The sequence below is a fragment of the Pseudomonas sp. Pdm06 genome (genome assembly GCF_014851795.1).
GTDB classification, from domain to species: Bacteria; Pseudomonadota; Gammaproteobacteria; order Pseudomonadales; family Pseudomonadaceae; genus Aquipseudomonas; species Aquipseudomonas fluorescens_AA.
Map to the genome: position 1 here is coordinate 1 of NZ_JACVAH010000003.1, position 24,543 is coordinate 24,543.

Sequence of the window (24,543 nt, forward strand, 5' to 3'; positions counted from 1 at the left end):
CCGGGTCGATCCACGGGTAATGCTGGGGCCAACTGTCCAGGCGCGACTGGTGGATCTGCGGGGCGAACAGTTCGGTCAGCGAGCTGCTGGCGGCCTCTTGCCAACTGGCCCGGCGGGCGAAGTTGACATAGGCGTCCACCGCGAAGCGCACCCCTGGCAACACCAGTTCCTGGGAGCGCAGTTGGTCGGGGTCCAGGCCCACCGCCTGGCCCAGCCGCAGCCAGGCTTCGATGCCGCCGTCTTCGCCGGGCGCGCCGTCATGGTCGAGCAGGCGCTGGATCCACTCGCGACGGATTTCCCGGTCTGGGCAGTTGGCCAGGATCGCGGCGTCCTTGAGCGGGATATTCACCTGATAGTAGAAACGGTTCGCGACCCAGCCCTGAATCTGCTCGCGAGTGGCGCGGCCTTCATACATCGCCACGTGATACGGGTGATGGATGTGGTAATACGCGCCCTTGGCACGCAGGGCCGCTTCGAACTCGGCGGGGGACAGGGGGGTGTCAGTCATTTCGGTTGCTCCTACAGTTCAATACTCATGCCGTCGTAAGCCACTTCGACATTGCGCCGCACCAGCTCGGCCCGCTCGGCGGAGTCTTCATCGAGGATCGGGTTGGTGTTGTTGATATGGATAAGGACCTTGCGCTGATTGGGCAGTTGCTCCAGCACTTCCAGCATCCCGCCGGGACCATTCTGCGCCAGGTGGCCCATTTCCCGGCCGGTGCGGGTGCCAACGCCACGGCGCTGCATTTCATCGTCGTTCCACATCGTGCCGTCCACCAGCAGGCAATCGCTGCCGGCCATGATCTCCAGCAATGGCCCATCGACCTTGCCCAGGCCGGGGGCGTAGAACAGTTTGCCGTCGGTGCGCAGGTCTTCGACGATCAACCCGATGGTATCGCCGGGGTGCGGATCGACGCGGTGCGGTGAATAGGGCGGCGCGGCGCTGCGCAATGGCAACGGGGTGAAGCGCAGGTTCGGGCAGGTCGGGACGGTGAAAGACTGGTCGAGTTCGATACGGTTCCAGCTCAGCCCGCCGTTCCAGTGGGTCAGCATGTTGAACAGCGGGAAACCGGTGCTCAGGTCTTCATGGACCATGTCGGTGCACCAGACCTGATGCGGGCACCCTTCCCGCAGGCTGAGCAGGCCCGTGGTGTGGTCGATCTGACTGTCCATCAGGATGATCGCGCCAATGCCGGTGTCCCGCAGGGCTCGGCCCGGCTGCATAGGGGCGAAACTCTGAAGCTGGGCGCGAATGTCCGGAGAGGCGTTGCACAGCACCCAACTCACACCGTCATCGGAAATCGCGATGGATGACTGAGTGCGCGCCTGGGCCCGCAGGCTGCCGTTGCGAAAACCTGCGCAATTGGCGCAGTTGCAGTTCCACTGGGGGAAACCGCCACCGGCCGCGGAACCTAGAATCTGGACGAACATGGCTGCTCCATCATTCTGGAACTTAAAATAAAGCGCCTCGGCAGGCCGAGGCGCTGTCCATCAGATACAAACTTAACGGTTTGCGAAGTACATGGTGACTTCAAAACCGATACGCAGGTCGGTGTAAGCAGGTTTGGACCAAGACATGAAAGTACTCCTATCAAGTGATGAGACGTTTGTCAGGTACATATTTCTGAGTTTGGTTGGGATCATTTTGCAGCGTTCCAAGGCGCGCCCAACCTACGGCGCCGTGTTTCGGCTGTTATACCTCGTCTTGTGCTGCCGGACGATCGGACAACAGGACGGCTTCGGGAAATTGCTCCAAGTACGAGAACGAGTGACTCGACAATTTAGAGGCCAGGGCGGCGACGCACTTCGTGAGCAGTTGAACTCGATTCTGTAGGCTGCAAAACGTCATTGTCGTAGTCTCCCGTGTTTGTGCGAATTCAGGCTGAAAATAAATTGCATAGGAAGAGCCTCTTACAGACTGGTCTCGAATTTCAAACCGGCCACCCATGCATCCCTGACCTCGCTGACTCCGCCAGGATTGCCTACAAATTGCAGGTTGGGGCGCACGGTCAGCCACTTGGTCACGCCGAAGCCATAGTAAATTTCCATGTTGGTTTCTGAGCTTTGTGTCGGTGTGTAGCGAGGGTCGTCGTAATCGCTCACCCCCGCCCGGTCGTTCAGTTGCTGCTGACGATCTGTGAAACGGTTATTCACATGGAGACTGGCGATGGCGACGCCGATCTCGTCATTCGGGCGAGATTTGAAGGGGGCCGTGTAGTAAGCGCCTACTTGCGCATAGCGATCGATCATATTGGTGGCTTTGTCATGCACGGTGGCATAGGCAAACACCGTCAGCCCGCGAGCAGCGAAGTCCGGATCTTTCCAGACTTGTTGTTGCCCGGCAATCCATGCGCCGTGTTTACTGTCGCGGGATTTTGCTATGCCGTTTTCTTCTGTGTTGACGTCGTTTGCGTCACGGCTGCTGTAATACGCCCCTACGCGATATTCCCCTGGCAGCCGTCCGGCTCCCAGCGACGTGGTATGGACCAGCTCGACAGGTACCAAGGTACCCTCATTGCCGCTGCCGCTGAGTTTGAAGCCGTTACCTATTTCCAGGTAGGAAGGGTTTTGTTCGTACGCACCGATCTGCGCATAAGTGTTATCGCTCAATGCGACCTTTACACGGCCCGCCCATTGAGTGATTGGCCAGTTATAAATGATATCGCCGGCCCAGTTACCAGGCTGCGCGCCGCAAAATGCCAAGTTCTGGAATTTGCAGGGGAAGCTGCCGAAGTCCTCGCCAAAATTCATGCGACCCAGTTTGATATCCAGCCCGCCGTCAAAGAACTTTTGACGATACCAGAGTTGCGTAAGTCGCCAGGTCTGGCCGCGCCCGTATACCTCTTGAACCTGACTGATGCCTCCCACACGAGGATCGGTGAGTACATCGTTGGTTAGATTGCGCCCGTTACGATCCGATATGGTGAATTGAAAATCAGCATCTTCCCAGCCAAGTATTTTCTCAAGGTCAAAATTGCTCATCAGCGCAAGTTGGTCGGTATACCGCGCCGTGGTGTGCGAATCGTAGCCACCAGCAAGATTCGTCGCTGCGTCGCCCGTGTAGAGCACGTTAAAGGTATAACCTTTTTCCAGCAATTCTGTGCGTAGGCCGCCCCAGTCTCCCAACATCCAAGGGGATTCGGGACTGAAGGCTTCTTGTGCATGACTGTTGGCCGCTCCGCAAAGCAGCAGCAATGCGATGGAAGTATTAAGCGTGTTGCAGTTCAAATGAGTGGTCATGATAATCTCTGCTTTTGTTTTTATTAGTCAGATAATCGAACACATCTTCAGGTTGGTCTTCCGCTCGGAAGAGCATTAAAGAATGTCTGCAACGGTTGATCCCAGCGAAGCTCTACTGGATTTTTTGTGGACGCGTCGAGCTTGACGTGACACACGGTAAGTTGATGAGAAGACGGGACCTAAGTCATGTCACGTCTGTTCTTGAGAAATGTCTCGGTAATTTATTTGAGCATCTGTAAAACTCTCCTTGTGATTCTCATGAAGGTTACTTTCAACTTAACGGCGCCGAGGATGCCGTCGGCGCGCTCTTGAAAAACACCTGTCATTCGCCGCCCGCACTGATCGGGTTGGGTTGGCGTTTTTCAATGGTGTATTTCAGCAACGCAGCGCTGCGGAATATGCCGTGGGCGAATTTGCTGTAGGGCATGGTCAGGAAGAACGCCATGACCAGGCCCAGATGGATCGCAAGCAACAGGCCCAACGCACTGGTTTCGCGCCCGGCAAGCAATGCCAGGCCGCTGGCGCTGACCAGGAACAAGAGCGCGATGAAGCCACGGTCCATGGGTTTCTGGTTCTCATCACCCTGTTGCGGGTTACGCCGCAAATTCATCCAGAGCAAACCTGCCGGGCCGATCAACAGACCTACACCACCGAAAATGCCGAGCAATACCGGCAGGCTCAAAATCGGGTACGGCGCCGACCAATCCAGCAAAAAGTGATAAAGGGTGGCAACGCCCGTGGCTGCGAAGCACAACATGAACCCGTAGAAAGTGAGGTGATGAAAGCGGCGGCGCCAGAGGGTGAATTCGTCGTCAGCGTTGTTGCAGCCTTCCCCATGTCCGCCGTCCAGGTACTTGAGTTGTGCGACGTTGGCGCCGGCCTCCAGTGCTGCACTGGCTTTCAACGGCAGCGGTGCCTCGGCGGGTGAGATTTCGCGCCAGAATCGACGCACGCCGATGCCTAGGGCCAACACGGCGAAACCGAACACCGCACTGAACATCAGTGCCAACGTGTTGTGTGGAAAGATCTTGTAGAAGTTACCGTCTGGCATGGCAATGAACAGGTTGCCCATGATCATCAAGGTCAGCGATAGGAACAGCGCCAACCCCGCGCCTGAAGCCAGTGCCAAGGTAAGGCCGTTGCGTTGGTACAATTTGCCCAGTGGCTGCGGCCAGGCGTAATTGGTGTAGGTTTCCAGACGTACCTTAGCCATGGCTTTGGGCACGTTGACGGCAAATTCGTGCGGGGCAGCGTATTGGCAGGCTGACAGGCATGCGCCGCAGTTGTGGCAAAGGTTCGCCAGGTAGTGAATGTCGGCCTGACCGAATTCCAGATGCCGGGTCATTGCGGGGAATACGGCACAGAAACCTTCGCAATAGCGGCAGGCATTGCAAATGGTCATCTGCCGTCCGACTTCGGTTTCCTGCAGGTTGAGGACCGGGATCAGTTGACTGGATACCTGGGGATCAAACAGCTGCATGTTGAAGCTCCGATTTCACAGGAGAAAGGCCAAACCCCGCACAAAGCGCGGCCTGTACGCCGGCGATTCGTCCGAAGGCGGTACCGATGGCCATGCCAATACCCGCGGTATAACCCTTGCCTAGTACGTTGCCAGCCATCATTTCTCCGGCGACAAACAGGTTCGGGCTGGCCTTGCCATCAAAGTGCACGGCGGCCGTTTCGTCGGTCGCCAAGCCGAGATAGGTAAAGGTGACACCTGGCTTGAGGGGGTAGGCGTAGTAGGGTGGTTTGGTGAGCGGCCTTGCCCAGTGAGTCTTGGCGGGAATAAGCCCTTCGGTATGGCAGTCGTCGAGCGTGGTGTGGTCGAACGTGCCGACATGGCAAGCGTTGTTGTAGTCTTCGATGGTTTTAACGAACTGCGTTTGCGGCAAGTTCAACAGGCGAGCAAGTTCTGGCAACGTCCGGGCTGTGGTTCCGGGGAACACCGGCGGCATGAAGCGGCCAAGCGCCTGTTGGTCGATAATCGAGTAGGCCTGCTGGTTGGGTTGTCCTGCAACCAGACGGCCCCAAATCGCATAACGCTTGGGCCAGAAATCCTCACCCTCATCGTAAAACCGTTCGCCATCGCGGTTGACAACCACGCCCAGGGACACGCAGTCGATGCGGGTACATATACCTCCGTCGTAAAGCGGAGCCCGGGCGTCGATGGCAACCATATGTGCCTGGGTCGGGTCGCCAACTGCATCGGCGCCAAGATCGAGCATTCGTCGCAACAACACACCGGTATTGAAGCGAGTGCCGCGGATCAGAAAGTTGTCCGATGGCCATTCACCACGCTCGTTTTGGCCCCAAGCCTCCCGTAACCATTCACGGTTGGACTCAAACCCGCCAGCCGCCAGGACGCAAGCGCGTGCTTCGATACGTTCCGCTGGGAATCGCTGTCCACCTATCATGCGTTCGGCCAGGTGAGCTGCGACGAAAGCACCGTTTTCCAGTTCTATGTCGGTGACTTGAGCGTCATAACGGATCTTCACGCCCAGGCGTTCGGCGCTGCGAAAGTAGGCATTGACCAATGCCTTGCCGCCGCCCATGAAAAACGCGTTGGTGCGAGCCACATGAAGAGCACCCGACAAGGGCGGCTGAAAGTGCACACCATGTGAACGCATCCAATCACGGCAAGATGACGATGCGCGAATGGCGATGCGCGCCAGTTTCTCGTTGGTAAGACCACCGGTGACTTTAAGCAGATCTTGCCAATATTCTTCTTCGGGATAGGCATCGACCAGCACATCCTGAGGCGCATCGTGCATGCAGCGCAGGTTGCGCGTGTGCTGCGAATTTCCGCCGCGCCAGACTTTCGGCGAGCCTTCCAGCAGCATCACGCTGGCGCCAGCCTCTCGTGCCATCAATGCGGCACATAACGCAGCGTTGCCGCCACCTATCACCAGAACGTCGACCATCGTATCTCCTCGATTCACTGGCAGGGCGAAGTGACTGCCGGCCAGTGGATTAACCATAGGGATGGGCTCATCGCGGCGAAAGGCGGATTTAGAGGTGAGGGCTTCAGTTTTAGTGAAGGGTGATGTTTCTGTGCAGGGGGATATGTGGCAGGCGTTACCACTCTCCCTGAAATACAAAACGCCCGATGCTAATGCACCGGGCGTTTTGATACTGAAATGGATATAGACCCATTTCAGAGGCAGGCAAATTTGCCCTGTCCAAGACTTTGGAGACAGGTCGCGATGGCCTGGCTCCTTAGTCGATCAGCTATTGTCAGCAGCGATCACTTGCTGTCTGGAATTGCAAAGGCAACCAGCTTCGAACCAGGCTTCGTACGATAATGCGGGCGCCCACCTTCGGCGACCACCACAAATTGCCTTCCGCTCACAGGACTGCGGTAGGTCATGGGTGTGGCATTGGCGCTGGTGGCCAGGCGGCTGCTCCACAGCTCCCGGCCGGTGGCGGCATCCAAGGCACGGAACGTATGCTCTGCTGCACCACCGATAAATACCAGGCCGCCACGTGTCGTCACGGCGCCACCGGCGGTCGGTGTACCGATTGGGATGGAGACCAGGGTCGGCAGACCGAACGGGCCAATGTCACGCGGTGAGCCAAATGGCTTGGACCAGATGAGCTTGCCACTGACAAGATCAACAGCGCCAATCAGGCCCCAAGGCGGCGCATTGCAAGGAATGCCAAGCTGCGAAAGGAAGTTGACCCGATAAGCACCGTAGGGCGTGTCAAGCATAGGCTGCTCGGCTTGTCCCCCTGCGTCCAGACCCGGTGCAATCCTGAAATTGCGTTGCGTTGCTTCTTCGCGTGTGACCAACTCGATTCGGTCAGGGACCTGAGTCCAGTTGACGATCATCAGCCCACGATCAACGTCCAGCGAGATGCCATTCCAGTTCACACCCCCCATTGAACCGGGATCGATCAAGACATTTTTGTCGAGCGTGATGGGCGTGAACTGGCCCTCGTAGCGCGATTGTTTGAACATGATCCGGCAAACCATCTGGTCGATCGGCGTCGCCCCCCACATGTCTTTTTCGCGCAGTTGAGGCCCCCTGAAAGCAGGGAGCTCGACAGAGGCAGGTTGGGTAGGGGACAGCCATTCGCCTTTAGCAATATCACGCTGAGGCACAGGCTGTTCTTCCACCGCCTTGATCGGCTCGCCAGTCTCGCGGTCGAGCACGAAAATCTCGCCGCGCTTGGTTGGTTGGATCAGTGCTGGCCGCATGCCCTTTGCGGTAGGCCAATTCAACAGAGTGGGCTGAGAAGCGACGTCATAATCCCAGATGTCATGGTGCGTGGCCTGAAATTTCCAGCGCAGTCGACCAGTCTCCGCGTCGAGAGCGATCACCGCACTGGAGATGTCCTCGTCATAGGGACGGCGCTGCCCACCGTAAGCATCAGGTGTCGCGTTGCCCACTGGCAAATAGACAAGACCGAGCTTCTCATCCGCGCTGATCGGGGCCCAGCTGTTGGGCGTGGAAGGCGTGTAATACTGTCCTTCAGGTGGCAGGCCGAGGCGATTTGGCGCGCCGGCATCAAAGGCCCAGGCGAGTTCGCCTGTTACTGCATCAAACGCCCTGATAACGCCGGACGGACCACCCCAGTATTGCCCGTCGGGAATGCCGCCACCGACGACAATCTTGCCGCGGATGACTTGCGGTGCCGAGCTGACATAGAACAAGCCATGGGGGTAAGGTGCGACGCCCTTTGTCAGATCGACTGCGCCGTTGTTACCAAACCCAGGGCAATACTCACCGGTTTTCGCATCCAGTGCCACCAGCGTGGGGTTGTGGCTGGGGGCGTAGATGCGCTCTGAGCAAAACCCATTGGCGTCAGGCACTTTGTAGTACGCCACACCCCGACAAGGTTTGCCCGACTGCGGTACGCCGTTGGAAATGTCGCGGCGCCACAATTCTTTGCCGGTTTCCGCATCGAATGCATGGATACCGTTATTGCCATCACACGCGTACAGGGAGCTACCCATCATGATGGGGGTGCCTTCGATCGCGTTGAGATCGCCGTTCACTGGCGCCATGTCGGCTTCCCAGACTTTGACCAGTTTCGAGACGTTGGTTGTGTCTATGTCTGCAAGCGGACTGAAGCGGGTCCCGCCCTGGTCATTGCCGTAGGCTTGCCAGTCGGTACGCTCGTTGTTGGCCAGTGGTTGAGGTAGTTTCGCTGGCGCCTGCGATTGCACGCCGCGTCTCAACATCGGAAAGTCCGGGGCATCGGGTCCGAAAGCGTGGCTGACGCTCCCCAAAGCAATTGCAGCGACCAGACCGCCGGCAAACGATGGCCAGCCGCGTGGAAGTTTCCGGGTGCTCGGCGCTGGCTTGAGTCGGGTGAAATGCGGTAGCAGAAGTACTGCGCCGAGAACAAACGGACCAATGAGCCGCGGCGCCAGTTGCCAGCCGTTAAAACCCACCTCCCACAAACTCCAGGCCGTGGTCCAGACCAGCATTGCGGCATAGACCCAAATCCCTCGCGCATCGCCGCGCCAGAGAAGTACAGCGCTTGTGATGAAGGCCAGCCCGGTAATCAGGTAGTACGCAGAACCTGCGTCCGCAACCAAGATGATACCGCCAATGGAAAGGGCCAGCCCAAGCATCAGTAATACAATGGCAAAGATACGACATACCCATCGCGAGGCTTTTGTCGTATCGCGCTTGGCATTCAAAGAGTCAGGCTCTGCGCCAATAGGGGTCATAGGGGTTTCTCCATGTGATCAATAGGACACACGTGTGGGGAACAAACATTGAGACGGCTCATTTGAATGACGCCGGCGGCAAGCCATGGGTAAACACCTTGGCGTGGAATATTGTCGCTCCTTGCCCCTTATCTCCATCACTGGTGACGGAGTACAAGGTGTTCGTATGGGGATCAATTGCGAGGCTAGTCGATAGCAGATTGTGCCCTTGTTCGCGCCCCGGCAGCAGCACCTGGCCAATCGGGATACCGATCTGGTTAAAGACCATTACACGACCTTGCCCATAGATCGCCACATAGACATTGCCATCGGCGTCGACCCGCATCGAATCGGGGGAGGGCCCCGTGAAACGGTAGGGGATGGACGAACTGATGGTGGCGATGGTAGTAGCGTTGGCCAGGTCGATGCGATGCAGAAGGTTGCGGCCAAATTCGGTTGCCCACAGCGTTTTTCCGTCTGGACTTAGCGTAACGCCGTTGGCCATCGAGAGATGCGGCAAGACGACAACGGGAGGCGAAAGATCGGGAGAAACGTAATAGATCCCGCCCTTTGGCTCGGTCGAGATACCTTTGAAATCACTGAAGTAGAAACCACCCTGTTTGTTGAACGCCAAGTCATTGGGCATGAATCCGGTGTCTTGCGCGATGATGGTTTGCATTCCCGTGCCATCGGGTTTGACCGCGAAAATCGCGCCGAGGTTGCGGTTCAGATCGAGAGCCGCGATGAACAGACGTCCGTCGGGATGAAATGCCAGTCCGCCAGGGGAGAGGTTCTCTATCGTGGCTACGATTGAAAGCTGTTTGGTCGGCGAGAGGCGAAGTACGCGTTTACCCGAAACATCACAGAAAAGCAGGTTGCCCTCGCGGTCAAATATGGCGCCTTCCAGTATCCGTCCTTCGTTGGATGCTTTGAACCAGGTTTGAGCAGTAACCGTTGGAAGGCCTCGTTCCGATACCGGGATGGGTACTGGGCCTTGGGTCTGCTTGTCGTAGGCCAATGCTGAAGAGGGGGGGAGTGGCCCGGCATATGCGCCTGTAGCGACGCTGGCGGCGCCAAGGGCCAGACAGGCCAGCAGGCTGCGGAGCTGGAGTTTTTTGAGCGCTCCATGAGCACTGGTGCTTTTTCTATCCGAACGTTTCCTACAGACATGGATGCTTGTCGCGTTTATCGCTGTGTGCGGTGCAGGCATGTCGAGTTGTGTCAGCGTGGGTAAAGCGGTCGTAGCGAATAGCCGGCTGGGGGGCGCGCCGGATATCGGCGCGACCAGCCTTTTGAAATTGAACGTTACGCCAATGCTCATAACGAACTCCATTGTGCAAAGCCTTTTACTCCCCCTCAGGGGCGTAGACTTGTTTATTGTTTGATAGGGTGAAGCTGTGTTTCTTACGCGTTAAGGTTGGGCACACGACCAGCGAATGTCAGTTCGCCGGAGGGAACCCCTACTTCAAATCTCTTCCCGGGGGTACTGGAGCACGAGAACCTCGGCACCTTGGTCACCTGCTTGGATCTCGAACTTTTCCTCAGTTGATTCCACGACGATCATGGACCAGAGAGGAAGCTCCTCTTCGCCATGCAGCACGCTGCCGTTTCCGACGAAAACGTAATAACCCGACGCAATACCAGGGGGCGGACCGTCCACCTTCATACCAGCGCCCAATCGTAATACCTGAGCGCGCAGGCCATCTGCCTCATCTTCAAAAAGCAGTTCCCAACTCGCTTCTTCGCGGGCCTGCATCACAGGGGCAATGGAGAACTTGATGGGCTCGGACGTCAGGTGCCGGCGTTTGCTGGGACGCAGTTGTTCCCGGTAGCCAGGCTCACTCAAATAGACCGGTTGGGAGTTTCCGGTGTACATCCGCATGGCGACGAAGGACAGCCCTTGCGGACCCGCCACGATCGGCCCGTAAGCCGTGTGATGGTCTTTGAACTGGACGGTGAGCGGCTCAAGTACCTGCCCGCGATTACCCAGTGTGCCACTGCCAGCGATGAACAACTGAAACATCGACACCCCGTGGAAATGGGGCACTACTGCTTCGTGTGCTCTGAGTTCAGACATTGTCGCCTGAGGGCCTGGGGCCCGCGCTTGAGAGCTCCGCGGGCCAAAGAAGGTCGTTCCCCAATGCTGGTTTCCGGTACCGGGCGAAACGATAACGCTCCGGTTTGCAAGGGCGTCTGCCCCACTGCGCGTGTAAATCATCACCAATGCTCCTATTGAATCTGCATGTATGCAGGACAAATCAACCGTCCATACGAGGCCGTAGCTGCCCTCGGTCGACGCAAAATCATACTAGCATGTGTTTTGATAATTAGCACAAGTTTCAATGAGTGGAACTTGTGCGTAACAGACGCGTGCTGGGTTAGCGCCGGTTCAAGCTTGTGTAAAAGGGTGTTTTAGGTTTCATTCATTGGAACCAATTCCAAAAATAATTGACTTTCGGCTGGCTGCGGACGACAGTGCACCGTGGCAGCTCTGCTTTTGGGGAGAGCAGAGAAACGACTGCATCTCTTTACCTCGTCTCCCGATTTTCGATAGCGATCAAGGGCTTCAGTACCGATATGAATAATTACAAAAACTTGCTTGAACCACGTTCGATTGCGGTTGTAGGCGTGTCGGAGGATGCGGGACGTCCCGGCTCTCAGGCCGTAAGAGCTCTGATGAGCAATGGATACACCGGTGCGATCTATCCGGTGAATCCCAAATACGAAACCTTTGAAGGTTTGAAGTGCTATGGGTCCGTTGCCGATATCGAAGGCGACGTCGACCTCGTAGTGGTTGGCGTTCCTGCGCAGGGTGTTTTAGCCGTGCTGGAATCGAGTGCGCAGAAGAAGGTTCCTTTTGCGGTGGTTCTGAGCGGTGGCTTTCGAGAGAGCGGTCCGGAAGGGATTCTCCGGGAGGAGAAAATGCTCGCGATTGCCCGGGCGGCGGGCATGCGTATTATCGGGCCCAACTGCCTCGGTTTTGCCAACATCCATTCTCGTGTCTACGCCGCATTCGGTAGCATTACGCGTGAACCGAAACTCGAGAAAGGGTCGGTATCGCTGGTGACGCAGAGTGGGGGATTCGGCTACAGCATCGCCCTTGCATGTGCCGAAGCCGGTATTGGTTTCCGGCATGTCATCGCGACGGGCAACGAAAGCGATGTCAACACGGTACAGCTCATTGAGGCGCTGCTTGATGATGACGAGACACACACCATCGTCGCCTATATCGAGGGAACCAATGACGGTCGTGCGCTGTTGGAAATCGGCCGCAAGGCTACGGCGCGCGGCAAGCCGATCCTGCTGTGGAAGGGGGGCGTCACCGAGCAGGGCGCACTAGCGGCCGCATCGCATACCGCCAGCATGACGGGTGTCTATGATTTCTATCGTGCCCTGTTCAAGCAAACGGGGATCGTCGAGATCAGAGAGATCCATGAAGCAGTGGATTTCCTCAAGGCATTGGAAAGCAAAAAATACCCGGACAATGGGGGTGTCGCGGTGATGGGGGTATCAGGCGGGTCTGCGATCGTATTCGCAGATGCGGGTGAGCCTGAAGGTCTGACCTTGTGTGAACTTGGTAACGATACCCAGCAAAAGCTGCTGGCGGTCGTGCCTAACATCGGGGCCGTCCATAATCCAATCGACCTTACCGCAGGGTATTTTTCAGCGGCCAATGCGCAGAAGTTGGAAGCCGCTGTAAGCGCGACGCTTGAAGACCCCGCCGTAGGATCGCTTTGCATTAACCTGGCAACCACAGGCGCCTCTGGCAGCCTGGCGGCAGCCCAGGTATTGGCCCGAATTGCCGCGTCGGCGTCGAAGCCGATCCTGGTTTTTTCCTCAGCCCCCAGCGTTCAGGTTGCAGAGGCGCTGCGTGTATTCGCTGATGCGGGAATTCCGGTGTTGCCTTCGCCGTCGCGAGCCGCCAAAGCTATCGCAATGCTGATGCGATTCAAGCGGACTCAATCGCGCATTTTGCAGATGCAAGAGGATGAGGGGCTCAAAGTAGAGCGAGCTTCTGTACCGCTTAGCACCGCCGTTGGCAGTCGGGCATCGTTGTCCGAGGTCGAGTCCAAGGAAATGCTGCGTTCCATCGGTATCCCCGTCACAACCGACCTGATCGTGAAGGGTTTTGACACTGCGCTGTTCGACAAAGTCAAAGCGCCCCTAGTCGTCAAGATTGTCTCTGCGGACATTGCGCACAAAACCGAAATAGGCGGCGTAAAGGTCGGCATTCGGACAGCCCAGGAGCTGGAGTCAGCGATCGAGCAGGTGTTAGCCAGCGCGCAACGGCATGTGCCTGCCGCCCACATTGAAGGTGTCCTCGTTTCCGAGATGGTGACAGGTGGCTTCGAACTGATTGCCGGGGTGGTCAAGGATCCTTCATTTGGCCCAGTGGTGGTAGTCGGCGCAGGTGGGATTTATGCGGAAGTACTGAAGGATTCCGCGTGTCGAATCGCCCCTTTCGGCCTGCCAACCGCTATGGAAATGCTCGATGAATTGCAATGCAGCGTGATCATGAACGGGGTTCGGGGCGCGCCTCCCCTTGACGTCGATGCTGTTGCCCGCGCGTTGGTGGCGTTATCGCAATTTGCCTGGCAGCAGCGCAGCGATATAGCCGAAATCGACATCAATCCAATGTTTGTATTGCCCCACGGTGTGATTGCCGCGGACGCCTTGATTGTGCGCGGTTAATGAACCGCCCCCAAGCTTGTCGCGAGGAAGAGCAATGTACAAAACATTCTGTAAAGGGGTGAATCGCTATGAATGACAGCCTGTCCGCCACATTGACGCATCGGGTCAATGTGAAGCCTATCGACCGCACGTTCGAGGTGCAGCAAGACGATACGATACTTGCTGCCGCCCTCAAAAGCGGGTGTCAACTGCCCTACAGTTGTCAAAATGGCATCTGCGGAACCTGTCGGGCCAAAGTACTCGACGGGGTGGTCGATCATGCGGAGTCCAGCATGGCGATACTTTCCAACGAGGACCGGCAGCAGGGATACGCGCTCCTGTGCCAGGCAAAGGCTTTAACCGCATTGACGATCGCCTGCGAGGTGGTGGAAGCAACACAAGACATCCCTATTCGTCGGCTTGTTTCCCGTGTCGATCGTCTCGAGCGCCTGGCCGAGGATGTGATGAGAATTCGCCTGCGCCTTCCTGCCAAGGAGTCTTTCAGGTTTTTGCCTGGGCAATACATCAACGTGGTGATGCCAGGCGGTATTCGTCGCAGTTTGTCGCTGGCAAACGTGCCCGACGACAACGTGTTGGAATTGCATCTCAGGAATTACGGTGGCCCGTTTAGCCAACACGTTTTCAATGTCATGAAAGAAAACGACCTGGTGCGCCTTGAAGGCCCGCTAGGTACTTTTTTTGTGCGTGAAGACAGTAACAAACCAATGGTCTTCGTTGCCAGCGGCACAGGGTTCGCACCGATCAAAGCCATGATTGAGCGCGAACTTGAAAAAGCATCGAGTCGTGAAATAACGCTCTATTGGGGCGGGCGAAGGGCCTCGGATCTGTATTTGAGTTCCGTTGCCGAGGCTTGGACGAAAAGTCACAACGTCACGTTCATACCTGTCCTGTCAGAAGCGCACCCCGACGACCTATGGGAAGGTCGGGTCGGCTTTGTTCACCGTGCAGTCATGGAAGATTACGAGGATCTTTCCCAGCATCAGGTCTATGCCTGTGGAGCGCCCGTCGTCGTGCAATCGGCAAGGCAGGATTTTGTGGCCTTACGCAAACTCCCCGAGGAAGAGTTTTTCGCGGACATGTTTGTGTCGGGACAAAAGACTCCCCAGTAGAACTCGGGTCGTGTGTCTCGATGAAATAAAAACAAGCACGTAGAGGAAGATGTCCGTGGATGAACTAGCCAGCGAGTTGACGGTTGAGCGACATGAGTCGCTCCTGTGGATCACTCTTAATCGTGCCGCTAAGGCGAATGCGATGACGGTGGATATGATGGAGCGTATGACGGCTGCACTGCAGGCGGCCACTGATGACCCGCAGATAAACGCGGTGATGTTGACCGGGTCTGGTGAGCGCGTGTTCTGCGCAGGGGTCGATATTCGTGAACAACCGGCGGATGGTGATACGGCACGCCAGCGTGAACGAAGGTCGTTGGCGTTGGCGGCGCTACAGGACGCCGTGATGGACTGCCCCAAGCCAGTTGTCACAGTGCTCAATGGTACCGCGACGGGAGGTGGCGCGATGCTTGCGCTCTTGGCGGATGCCTGTGTCGCCGTCGATACCGCGAAACTGTCGCTGCCCGAAATTGATTTGGGTATCGCCACCTTCTCGGGTGCAAACATTTTAGAGGTCATCGGCGGACGCGCTTTGGCGCTTGATCTGATTCAGAGTGGCAGGGCGATGAAGGCTACCGAAGCATTGGCGAGAGGGCTGGTCCGCGAGGTAGCCCTGCGAGACGAACTCCATTTGAAAGCTTCGGCGCTGGGGCAGGCGTTGGGGGCAAAGAACCCGCGCACGTTTGCCGAAAACAAGCGGTGGCTCAATCGTTCGCTGAGAGCTGCATTGTTGCAGGCTCGGGACGAGCATGCACGACACCGTGCACTGGCTCAGGCCGAGCAATAGCGCAGCGGGCAACGAGTGTGGTTTTGCACGGGCGGCGTGTCCATATCGAACTGAGGGAATATGATGTCTGATCTAGAAGTCAGTACCGTTGGCCGGGTGATGGTAGCCAAGCTAAACCGGCCCGAAAAAAAGAACGCCTTGAGCGAGAGCATGCTGGATTCGCTTCGCACTGCATTGCTGGCTGCCGATGAAAATGATGACATCGGTTGTTTCGTCATTACCGGTGCCGGTGATGCATTCTGCTCCGGAGGCGACCTGGGCCGTCGGGCCGCCGAAAGCGCAGAGGGGGATCCAACGCCGCTCGAGCGTAAAATCAGATTGCAAAAAGTCACCCACCAGGTGGCATTAGCGATCGAGAACTTTGAAAAGCCACTCATCGCGGCGGTAAACGGCGCGGCGGTGGGGGCGGGCATGGATCTTTCGTTGCAGTGTGATATGCGTTTCGCATCAGAGTCGGCTCGATTTGCTGAGGCTTATATTCGTGTTGGCCTGATCCCTGGAAATGGTGGCTGCTATTTGCTGCCGCGCATAGTCGGTACCGCGAAAGCCCTGGAATTATTATGGACGGGCGATTTCGTCAGTGCTGAGGAGGCGTTGGCATTAGGCATCGTCAACCGAGTATTCAGTGATGACGAACTCATGCAGCAAACGCTGGATTTTGCTACACGCCTGGCGGATGGCCCTCCCATCCAGCAACGCAGCATAAAGAAGCTGCTATACCAATCGCTGCGGACTGATTTGCGGACGAGCTTGGAGTCGGTGGCTGCGCAGATGGCCGTGGTGCAATCCACGGATGATTACAAGGAGGCCATCAAAGCTTACAAGGAAAAAAGGAAACCGCGTTTTATCGGCAAATAGCGTGTCGTGCCTGGACCGACCGGTCCAGGCATCGTTGTGATAGTGGAGGTGTCCGATGGAACTGCGTCAACTGCGCTACTTTGTCCGGGTAGTTGAGTGTGGAAGCATGGGGCGAGCAGCGCTTGAACTCGATGTTGTCACCTCGGCCCTCAGTCAACAAATCAGTCGACTGGAGAATGAACTGTCCGTTCGGTTGCTGCTAAGAAAGAAGAGCGGCGTGCAGCCCACCAGCGCCGGATTGGCATTCTGGCATCGAGCACAACTGGTATTGCGCAACGCAGAGGATGCGGCCCACGCGGCCCGGACTGGACGGTTCGCCGGGCATGTCACGGTGGGATTGGCTCCATCCACCTCAGGCGTCGTTGCACTGCCGTTCATGGAGGCGATGCGAGAGCGATACCCGGATATTTCCCTTCGTATTGTCGAGGCGTTATCGGGCAACCTGGAGCGGATGCTGAGTGCTAGACAGATCGATCTTGCGATATTGTTTGGCGCTGATCATGGGCGCAGATTCAGCACTCAACCGCTGGTAAATGAACGTCTTTTCGCTATTTCCGCAGCTGACTTTTCCCTGGTCCGCAAGAGTGAATCGCTGTCAATCAGTGAGCTTTCCAACGTCCCCCTTATATTGCCCGGCAGTACGCACGGCCTCAGGGCGCTGATAAACAATGCTTTTGAAAGAGAAGGCTGCACGATGAACGTCATCGCGGAAATCGACGGGCTTGCGATACTCATGGACGCGGTGGGGGCGGGCTTGGGGATGACGGTGCAACCTAGCGCGGCACTTGCAAGGCATGATAAAGACCGTTTCGATACGGTACCCATTTCCGAGTTCAATTTTACCCGCTTGAATCAAGTCGCCAGTTTGTCGGACGATGAGTTGTCGCCGGCGGGTTTGGCAGCACGTGTTGTTTTGGCTGACGTCGTTCGTACGTTGGTTTCGGATAAACGTTGGCTGGGCACGCAGCTGGTAACGGTGCCCGACTGAACAAGGCGCGTTCGCCAGCCGTCGCGATGTGCCTCCGTTCTCAAGTTCGGTGGGTGGAACTGAAGTTGGCGAGTGAAATAGCGTCATGCTAGTATGTTATTTTGAGACTGATTCTCGTTTGTTGGCGAATGAAGCATTTCGTGTCGAGGAGGATCGTTACGATCAACGATTTTGATGGGGTTTTTCAAGAATGATGCGCTCTGTGCAACGTATCTTGGCAGTTTTCGAAAGCTTTAGTTCAGACCGCAGCAGCCTTACGCTTCAAGACATTGCAGACCGTATCGAGCTACCGAAGTCGACGACGTTTCGTATTGTCCAGAGTCTTGAAAAGGCTGGCTACCTGGTACGTCTCGAGCAGCAATATTGCTTGTCCTTCCGGTTCACGCGCTTGGCTGGCCTGGTAAAAAGTACCCTGGGTATTCGTGAGATCGCTCGACCCGTATTGCAAGAACTCGCTGAGCAGACTGAAGAAACAGTCTCCATTCATGCGGTGAGTGATCGCAATCGAGTCTGTCTCGACTCGGTCACTACCAGCTCGGCACCGTTGCGCGCGGTGGTCCAGGCGGGTGAACAGATTCCCTTGTTGGTAGGGTCTGCTTCAAAGGTCTTGATGGCCTATATGCCCAAAGCCCAGCTCACCCCGTTAGTCAAAAATGTTGCCAAAGCGACGAAGCGCACCAATGGCGCGGTGCTTGAAGAGTTCGCCATGATCCGGGAGCAGGGTTATGCCGTTTCCCATGGCGAACGGCTGTTAGGCATCTCGGCGATCTCGGTACCCATCAAGGACGTCAATCAAGAAGTGCACTATTGCTTGTCGGTGGGGGCACCGACTGTCCGAATGAACATGAATGAAAAGGAGTTTATCGAATTGGCGATCAAGGGTGCCGAAGTCATATCGCGACAATTCGGTGGAGAGGTGGCCTTGCCCGCCCCTACATCCGACTGATGATGTGCGCCTGGCCTCAAGCCTGGATGTCTTGACAGCGGCTCATCGCGAGAACGAAACGCTCCGCTGGTCACTTCCATGCGAATGGACCAGTTGGGACTTCCAGGCGAACGACGACGGTTCACGATTTGAAGCGCCCCACCAGACCGTTCAGTTCATCTGACAGACTCGACAACTTGCCGGAGTCATCTTGTGCAGAGTTGGCCAAGCTCTCCACCAGCCGAGCCTCGTCATAAATCTGCTGGATATGCCGATTGATCTCTTCGGCCACGCTATGCTGCTCTTCAGCAGCGGCGGATATCTGCAGGTTTTGATCCCTTATTTCATTGACCGACAATTGGATGCCTTCAAAGCTGTCTCGAGTGCTCTCGATGGACGATACGCTGGCGTGCGAGAGCTCCAGGCAGCTACCCATTTTGCCCATGACCTCCTGGGTCTTGCTGCCTAGTGCGCCGAGCAGTTGCTCGATTTCGCCGGTCGAATCGGATGTGCGCTTGGCCAGTGCTCTGACTTCATCTGCCACCACTGCAAATCCTCGGCCTTGATCGCCCGCCCTGGCGGCTTCAATGGCTGCGTTCAGGGCCAGCAGATTGGTTTGCTCGGCAATGGCGCGAATGGTGCCAAGGATCTGGTTGATGCTGCGACTGCCGGCTTCGAGCTCTGTCATGGACTGCGACGACTCGGTCAGACGGCGTCCCAGGCGATTCACGTTGTCCGTGGTGATCTCGATCTGCTGCTTGCCCTCCGCCACGCGGCGATGTCCATTCTCGGCGGACTCTGCTGCGCCGCTGCATGAACGGGCCACCTCATTGGCGGTTGCGACCATCTCGTTGAACGCGGTCGACACCAACTCCACCGCTTCGCGCTGTCTCCCGGCGGCCTCGTTCATGTTGTTGGCTACCTCGCTGTTAACCCTCGAGGCATTTTGCAGATTGCTCGATGCGGCGCCGATGTGTTGGATCAACTGACGTATGGCGCTGAGAAACTTATTGAACCAGCCTGCCAGTTCAGCGGTTTCATCGTTACCCTGAAACTCTAGTTCGCGACGCAGATCTCCCTCGCCCTGTGCGATCGATTGCAGTCCGGTGCTGACCTGGCTGATGGGTTTGACGATGGACTTGGAAAATGCCACGGCGACCAAGGCAAAAATGACTGTCAACCCTCCCACGATGAGGGTGGTGAGGTAGGTCATGCGAGTGGCCGCGCTCATGACTTCACTACGTTCGATCAAGCCGATATAGCGCCAGCCAAGATCAGGCGACGTCCAGACGTTGGCCATGTAAGGGATCCCATTGAGTTCAACCTCGGTTGATCCCTGCGGGATGGTGGCCAACTTTGCATAGGCCGCGCCCAGGTCCTTGAGCGGCTTGAAGCTATGCGTCGTGTCGCGGGGGTCTACCAGTACGATTCCGTCCTCGATCAACATCACGTAGCCGCTTTCGCCAAGCTTGATACTTTTGACCAGCTCTGTGAGGTTTTTCAAAGACACGTTCACGGCTAACACACCTTTGACGATGCCATCGCTCGTGATCATTGCCCTGGCTGTCCCCACCAGTGCTGCATCTTCCTTACCGTAATCATAGGCTGGATAAAAAGCGGGTGTTCGTACGGTTTTTCCAGGGCTCGCCATCGCCGCTTTATACCAAGGGCGTGAACGCGGATCGTAGTTGGCCAGCTGAGGATCATCTGGCCATTTGGCATAGGAGCCGTCCTCCAGGCCGATGGAGAGAATCGCCGCGGACGGGTGGGCCGCACCGTAATGCGCAAACCTTTCGATCAGTTGCTGGGCCGCAGGAGGCAATGGTCGGCTGGCGGCATCGCCGGTCTGGTAGTTCTTCAGCGCGCCAACCGATACATAAACTGGATCGGTTGCCATTTGATCGACATTTTGCTGGCTGGCGTCGAAAAACTGGCGAATGTTGCCATCGATCTGACGTATTTCCCGCGTACTGCCATCCATAAACTGATCAACTGCCAGCGTTCGTGTGTTAGTCACCGAAATCACTGCGACCAAGCTCACGGGTATAAACGCGACCAATACGAACGTCAGCACAAGCTTGTTTTTTATTTTCATAGTTAAGCCCATAAACAGGGAGGACGGGCAAACGGCCAATTTGGAGCGGTAGTCGCCTTTACAACCGATCCTGTTCGGGTGCGATATGTTCGGCGGCTCAGCCGATGAGGCGGACTGTTTTCAGTCCGCGCACATCTTGAGCCGCTCAGCGATCAGTTGACTGCAAAAAGGGTTATGTAGAAAGCTCTTGCCGCATTGCTTTCTGGGGCTGCGGCAATTCACTCGCCTTGTTGCTTGTCTTGTTGCCCACCGAGGTGCGCAGGTTTACTCCACGAGTCTCAGGAACAAACTGAGTTGTGATCAGACAGAGCACGGCAATCAACGTGACGTAAAAGGCCGGCGCCAGCGGGGAGCCAAACGCCTGGGACAGGTACGCAGCGATCAATGGGCACGTTCCGCCGAACATCGCGACACTTGTCTGATAGGAAATCGCGTGTCCGGTTGCACGGAACGATGTCGGGAAAAATTCCGCTGCGGCCACAAAGCTGGCTGCCCCATAAATCCCCAATCCGGCAGCGAGGAGTGTTTGCCCGGCCACAGCGCTAGCGAAGGAACCCGAGGCAGCCAAGTACATGGCCGGATATGCCGAGAGCGCTATCCATGCCGCACCAAATGTCAGTACTCGCTTGCGGCCAAACCGATCGCTCAATAAACCTCCTAACGGAAGTAGGGCTGAAAGTACGATGACGGCGATGGCGTTTGAGATCAAAGCCGAGGTGGAATCCAGCTTCCCGACCTCAATTAGAAAGGTGTACATAAAGCCGAGCAATAGGTAAGCCCCTACCGAAAAAACCGGTTGGACCATGAACACGTGCAACATACCCCTCAATCCACCGCAGCGAATGGCCGCGATCAGCGGATTTTTCTTGATTTTGCTGGCTTTACTGGCCTGGCGGGCTTGCTTGTACTCTTCAGGCTCATCGATGTTGCGGCGCAACCAGAACCCGACAACTCCGATAATGCCTCCAAGAAGGAAAGGGATGCGCCACGCCCAGTCTGAATACGCTTGATCCCCCGCTCCAAGCTGGAGTGCGACGACCAAACCGGCCACGACGGCGTTGGGCAGGTGAGAGAAAATCAGCGTGAAGCCAAGCCAGTATCCTCTGCGGTTTTCCGGTGCCGACTCGACGATGTAGCTGGTCGAGCCGGTCGTTTCGCCACCCAGTGCCAAGCCTTGTGCGATTCGACAGAGCAACAGCAGTAACGGTGCGGCGATCCCGATGGTTGCATAGGTCGGAAGCAGCCCGATGATCGCGGTGCCTAGTGCCATGAGCCAAACGGTCATCGCCATGACCCTGATACGGCCAAGGCGGTCCGCCAGATAGCCAAACATCAAGCCACCCAGGGGGCGGGCTACGAAGGCCACTGCATAGACTGCGAACGTGCTCAGAAGCGCGGCAGTTCGATCTGAGCCGGGAAAAAAATGAACGGATAAAATGGGTATTGAGAACCCGAATACAGCGAAATCGTAGATCTCACCGAAGTTCCCGATAGCGCCAGCGGCTAGCGATCGCCGAGAGCTGGTCGTTTTCGTCTTCGTCATGCGTCTTCTCCTGTGACAGGATGGTTTTTATTAGTTGATGCAAAGCTGATGCATCAAGACTGCAGGATGAAACAGTGTTGCTTCGCCATCAGGCCTTAGAGATGTTCGAGGCGTGGATCAATATTGCATTTTCGCCAGATGAATCTTGGTGGTCAGCGAGCGTAATGTTTGTGAAAAGCGTTTCTGCGATGACGCAATCCGCTAACGAAGGTTATGTTAGAAAGACGCGTGTTGCTGGGGTTTAAAAGCAATACGCGTTCACTATTTGTTAATAGGTTGGCGAGGTTTGCCGGACCAGGCAGGTAGCCGAGCGTGGGCTTGTTTCCTGCAGAAGGTGCCGCTGGCTTACCGCCCCATCGGGACAGACTTTGGTTTTCATATAGACCTCGATCGATTCCACGCTCACTATTCGTGAGCCGCCAATCAATTGCAGTTGGAGGAGGGCTTGAACTGAACCGCGGAAATAGAGCTGTAGAACGTGCTCAAGTCTTTTATCGGGACTGGATCGCTGATCTGATGATCCGCTTGCTCGAAGAGGCTTCGTGCAGCATTGGCGATCAACATGGGAGCTCCAAGATCATTGCCGCGCAAACAGGCCGCTTTGAGGATGGTTTTTTCGCTCGAGAGTGCCGTGTTGTCCAGGGCGTGACTGGATAACAATTGGGTATAAATAGAGCGAGAGGATTCACTCCATCCCGATGTCTTTTCCAGGACCTGTGCCATGTCTTCCAATGCCAACCCATATCGCAGGCCTGCCGCCGTGCATTCATAAGTAATCGCGCTGCATAGCGATGCGATCGCACCTGTGACCAACTCGATGGCGTCACCTTCAGGGCACGCTTGAGGGGCGCCATCCGTGGTCAGCTTCACGGCGTCGCCGTCGTACAGTTTTGTCGCCGCCATGCTTTCGATGAGCCCGACCATGTCTTCGAGCTGCGCAATTGGCCCCAGGGTGTTGGTTCCGATTTGCAACAATGCCCTGACCAGAGCGGTTAGCGGCATTGGGACATCCCTGGACATTCCCAGCGCGACGGCTTGATCGACGTCTTTGAGCATCAATGCGAGGGCGAAATTGGTGGAGGGTTTTCCCTGGGCAAGCGCGGGTAGCATTCTATCCGTGGTTTGATTTCGCGCTTTGTTGCGGTTCAACACGTCCGCCATCAGGGGCAGTGACAGGCCGGCTTTTTTGCCCATGGCCACGACTTCAAGGGTCCCGAGTCGGCAGCCAGCATTCATGGCGTTGTTGACCATTTTCATGGCTTGACCGTCGCCGACCCTTTCGCCACAACGATAAATCGTTTGGGTGATAACTTGTAAAACGGGGAGGGCGCGCTCGTAAACCGTATCCGGGCCCGCAACCATCAGGGTGGCTTTGCCTTCGGCAACGACCAGGGGGCTGGCAGACACCGCAGCATCCATCATGTCGATACCGCGTTCGGCCAGTTCTTCGGCCATACGTCTGGTCTCGCCCGGGATACCACTTGTTTGATCAATGATCAGCGTCCCCGGCACCAATCCGGCCGCGAGGCCGTTTGGACCGAACAGCGCAGACCTGACGTCCGAACTGCGTGGCAGGCACAGGAATATGACGTCACACCGGCGAGCCAGGTCGGCCGCCGTAGGCGCGACATCGGCGCCCAGTTTCTTGAACGTGTCGACGGCAGCCGTGTTGATATCCCACACGCATAACGAGTGAGACAGGAATCGACGAGCGAGTTGACTGCCGAGGGCGCCGAGCCCGATGTATCCGATTTTCATTGCCTGTCGCCTCTCTTGTGACCATTCAACCGACGCATGCGACGTATAGGGGGAATGGTGCAGATAATTTTATTGTTCTTGGGGGGGGGATGAGAGCATATTGCCTGAATGCTAAAGCAATGAACCGATCATGCCGCCATCAACGCTGATGCTCGATCCAGTGATGAAACCCGCCTGTGTGGATGCGAGAAACGCGACCACGCCACAGACCTCGTCTTGCTCCCCCATGCGGCCGAGCGGCGTAAGTTTGCGGCGCGCCTCTGCCTGCTCCGGGGTGTACGCGGCGGTGCCGGTGCGGTGCGATGTGTCGATCAACGCCGGTGCTACGCAATTGACAGTGATGCCGCAAGAGCCCACTTCGTTCGCGAGATGTTTCATGTACGCGGTAACGCCGGCGCGAAAAACGGTTGAAAGGCTATGGTGCGGCATGGGTTGCTTTACTGATGCCGAGGTAATGGCGATGACGCGACCCCATTGCTTCTTGAGCATCTGAGGAACCATTTCCTTGGCTACCTGGATGGTTCCCCAGAGTTGATTTTGATAGGCCTCTTGCCACCGTTCCTCTTCAGTTTCGTCGAGCGTCGCCCGCAGCGGATTGGGGGCTCGTCCCGTGTTCAGGACGAGGATGTCGGTGCCGTTGAATGTGGCGTTCACCGTGTCGGCGAGGCGCTTTACGTCAGCGGCGACGCGCATGTCGCCGGCAATGGCGACTGCACGCACGCCGTGCTTTGCCGTTATTTCCTGGGCGAGGGCGGCCAGTTTGTCCGCCGAGCGTGCAAACAGCACCACGTGAACGCCCTCGGCCGCCAGTGCGTGAGCAATGTTCTTGCCTAAACCTGCGCTGGCGGCGGTTATGACTGCCACTTTTCCGTTGATCTTCAGGTCCATG

The 24,543-nt window shown here is 56.7% G+C and carries 19 protein-coding genes and 1 pseudogene; 6 read left to right on the forward strand and 14 right to left on the reverse strand.

The genetic code is table 11. From position 1 onward, the window contains the following. From pqqC to IB266_RS05785, 9 genes are all read right to left on the reverse strand, one after another. Positions 1–508, reverse strand: a 508-nt coding sequence (gene pqqC, locus IB266_RS05745; RefSeq protein ID WP_192260531.1) for a pyrroloquinoline-quinone synthase PqqC, incomplete at its 3' end; no start/stop codon positions are given. Between the two features lie 11 nt (positions 509–519). Continuing rightward, positions 520–1,431, reverse strand: coding sequence for a pyrroloquinoline quinone biosynthesis protein PqqB (pqqB, locus tag IB266_RS05750; protein WP_060743024.1), 912 nt, complete (start codon positions 1,429–1,431; stop codon positions 520–522). A gap of 72 nt (positions 1,432–1,503) precedes the next feature. Next, positions 1,504–1,578, reverse strand: a complete 75-nt coding sequence (gene pqqA, locus IB266_RS05755) for a pyrroloquinoline quinone precursor peptide PqqA (RefSeq protein WP_020295432.1) — start codon at positions 1,576–1,578, stop codon at positions 1,504–1,506. Positions 1,579–1,911: 333 nt separating this feature from the next. After that, complete coding sequence (locus IB266_RS05760) at positions 1,912–3,240, reverse strand: carbohydrate porin (RefSeq protein WP_060743022.1); 1,329 nt, start codon at positions 3,238–3,240, stop codon at positions 1,912–1,914. Between the two features lie 322 nt (positions 3,241–3,562). Continuing rightward, on the reverse strand, positions 3,563–4,720 hold the full coding sequence (tcuB, locus tag IB266_RS05765) for a tricarballylate utilization 4Fe-4S protein TcuB (RefSeq protein ID WP_060743021.1): 1,158 nt from the start codon (positions 4,718–4,720) through the stop codon (positions 3,563–3,565). After that, positions 4,707–6,161: an FAD-dependent tricarballylate dehydrogenase TcuA gene (tcuA, locus tag IB266_RS05770; RefSeq protein WP_060743020.1), complete on the reverse strand. Its 1,455-nt coding sequence runs from the start codon at positions 6,159–6,161 to the stop codon at positions 4,707–4,709. The genes tcuB and tcuA overlap by 14 nt, the downstream gene beginning before the upstream one ends. A 323-nt stretch (positions 6,162–6,484) precedes the next feature. Then, complete coding sequence (locus tag IB266_RS05775; RefSeq protein WP_060743019.1) at positions 6,485–8,920, reverse strand: pyrroloquinoline quinone-dependent dehydrogenase; 2,436 nt, start codon at positions 8,918–8,920, stop codon at positions 6,485–6,487. Positions 8,921–8,978: 58 nt separating this feature from the next. After that, on the reverse strand, positions 8,979–10,220 hold the full coding sequence (locus tag IB266_RS05780) for an SMP-30/gluconolactonase/LRE family protein (protein ID WP_203225771.1): 1,242 nt from the start codon (positions 10,218–10,220) through the stop codon (positions 8,979–8,981). Positions 10,221–10,364: 144 nt separating this feature from the next. Next, positions 10,365–10,922 (reverse strand): hypothetical protein, encoded by a 558-nt coding sequence (locus IB266_RS05785; protein ID WP_013692809.1) that lies wholly within the window; start codon positions 10,920–10,922, stop codon positions 10,365–10,367. 554 nt (positions 10,923–11,476) lie between these two features. Here IB266_RS05785 and IB266_RS05790 point away from each other — a divergent pair. From IB266_RS05790 to IB266_RS05815, 6 genes are all read left to right on the forward strand, one after another. Further along, the gene (locus IB266_RS05790; protein ID WP_060743018.1) at positions 11,477–13,591 is read left to right on the forward strand and encodes an acetate--CoA ligase family protein; all 2,115 of its coding nucleotides are present in this window, start codon (positions 11,477–11,479) and stop codon (positions 13,589–13,591) included. A gap of 68 nt (positions 13,592–13,659) precedes the next feature. After that, complete coding sequence (locus IB266_RS05795) at positions 13,660–14,700, forward strand: CDP-6-deoxy-delta-3,4-glucoseen reductase (protein WP_060743017.1); 1,041 nt, start codon at positions 13,660–13,662, stop codon at positions 14,698–14,700. Positions 14,701–14,749: 49 nt separating this feature from the next. Further along, complete coding sequence (locus IB266_RS05800; RefSeq protein WP_060743016.1) at positions 14,750–15,487, forward strand: enoyl-CoA hydratase/isomerase family protein; 738 nt, start codon at positions 14,750–14,752, stop codon at positions 15,485–15,487. A 63-nt stretch (positions 15,488–15,550) separates the two neighbouring features. Next, positions 15,551–16,345 (forward strand): enoyl-CoA hydratase/isomerase family protein, encoded by a 795-nt coding sequence (locus tag IB266_RS05805; RefSeq protein WP_060743255.1) that lies wholly within the window; start codon positions 15,551–15,553, stop codon positions 16,343–16,345. Positions 16,346–16,400: 55 nt separating this feature from the next. Beyond that, a complete protein-coding gene (locus IB266_RS05810; protein WP_013692814.1) occupies positions 16,401–17,333 on the forward strand; it encodes a LysR family transcriptional regulator in 933 nt (310 codons plus the stop codon). A gap of 193 nt (positions 17,334–17,526) precedes the next feature. Next, a complete protein-coding gene (locus IB266_RS05815; protein WP_060743254.1) occupies positions 17,527–18,279 on the forward strand; it encodes an IclR family transcriptional regulator in 753 nt (250 codons plus the stop codon). Between the two features lie 121 nt (positions 18,280–18,400). On the opposite strand, the gene IB266_RS31060 is transcribed toward IB266_RS05815, so the two are convergent. The 5 genes and pseudogenes from IB266_RS31060 to IB266_RS05835 form a co-directional block, all read right to left on the reverse strand. Next, the gene (locus IB266_RS31060) at positions 18,401–19,168 is read right to left on the reverse strand and encodes a methyl-accepting chemotaxis protein (protein WP_374005037.1); all 768 of its coding nucleotides are present in this window, start codon (positions 19,166–19,168) and stop codon (positions 18,401–18,403) included. Between the two features lie 87 nt (positions 19,169–19,255). After that, positions 19,256–20,365: pseudogene (locus tag IB266_RS31065) on the reverse strand (sensor histidine kinase); the annotation flags it as partial. A gap of 160 nt (positions 20,366–20,525) precedes the next feature. After that, on the reverse strand, positions 20,526–21,896 hold the full coding sequence (locus IB266_RS05825; protein ID WP_060743014.1) for an MFS transporter: 1,371 nt from the start codon (positions 21,894–21,896) through the stop codon (positions 20,526–20,528). Between the two features lie 423 nt (positions 21,897–22,319). Continuing rightward, positions 22,320–23,654, reverse strand: coding sequence for an NAD(P)-dependent oxidoreductase (locus IB266_RS05830; protein WP_060743013.1), 1,335 nt, complete (start codon positions 23,652–23,654; stop codon positions 22,320–22,322). 111 nt (positions 23,655–23,765) lie between these two features. Next, positions 23,766–24,542, reverse strand: coding sequence for an SDR family oxidoreductase (locus IB266_RS05835; RefSeq protein WP_013692819.1), 777 nt, complete (start codon positions 24,540–24,542; stop codon positions 23,766–23,768). Between the last annotated feature and the right edge of the window lies 1 nt (position 24,543).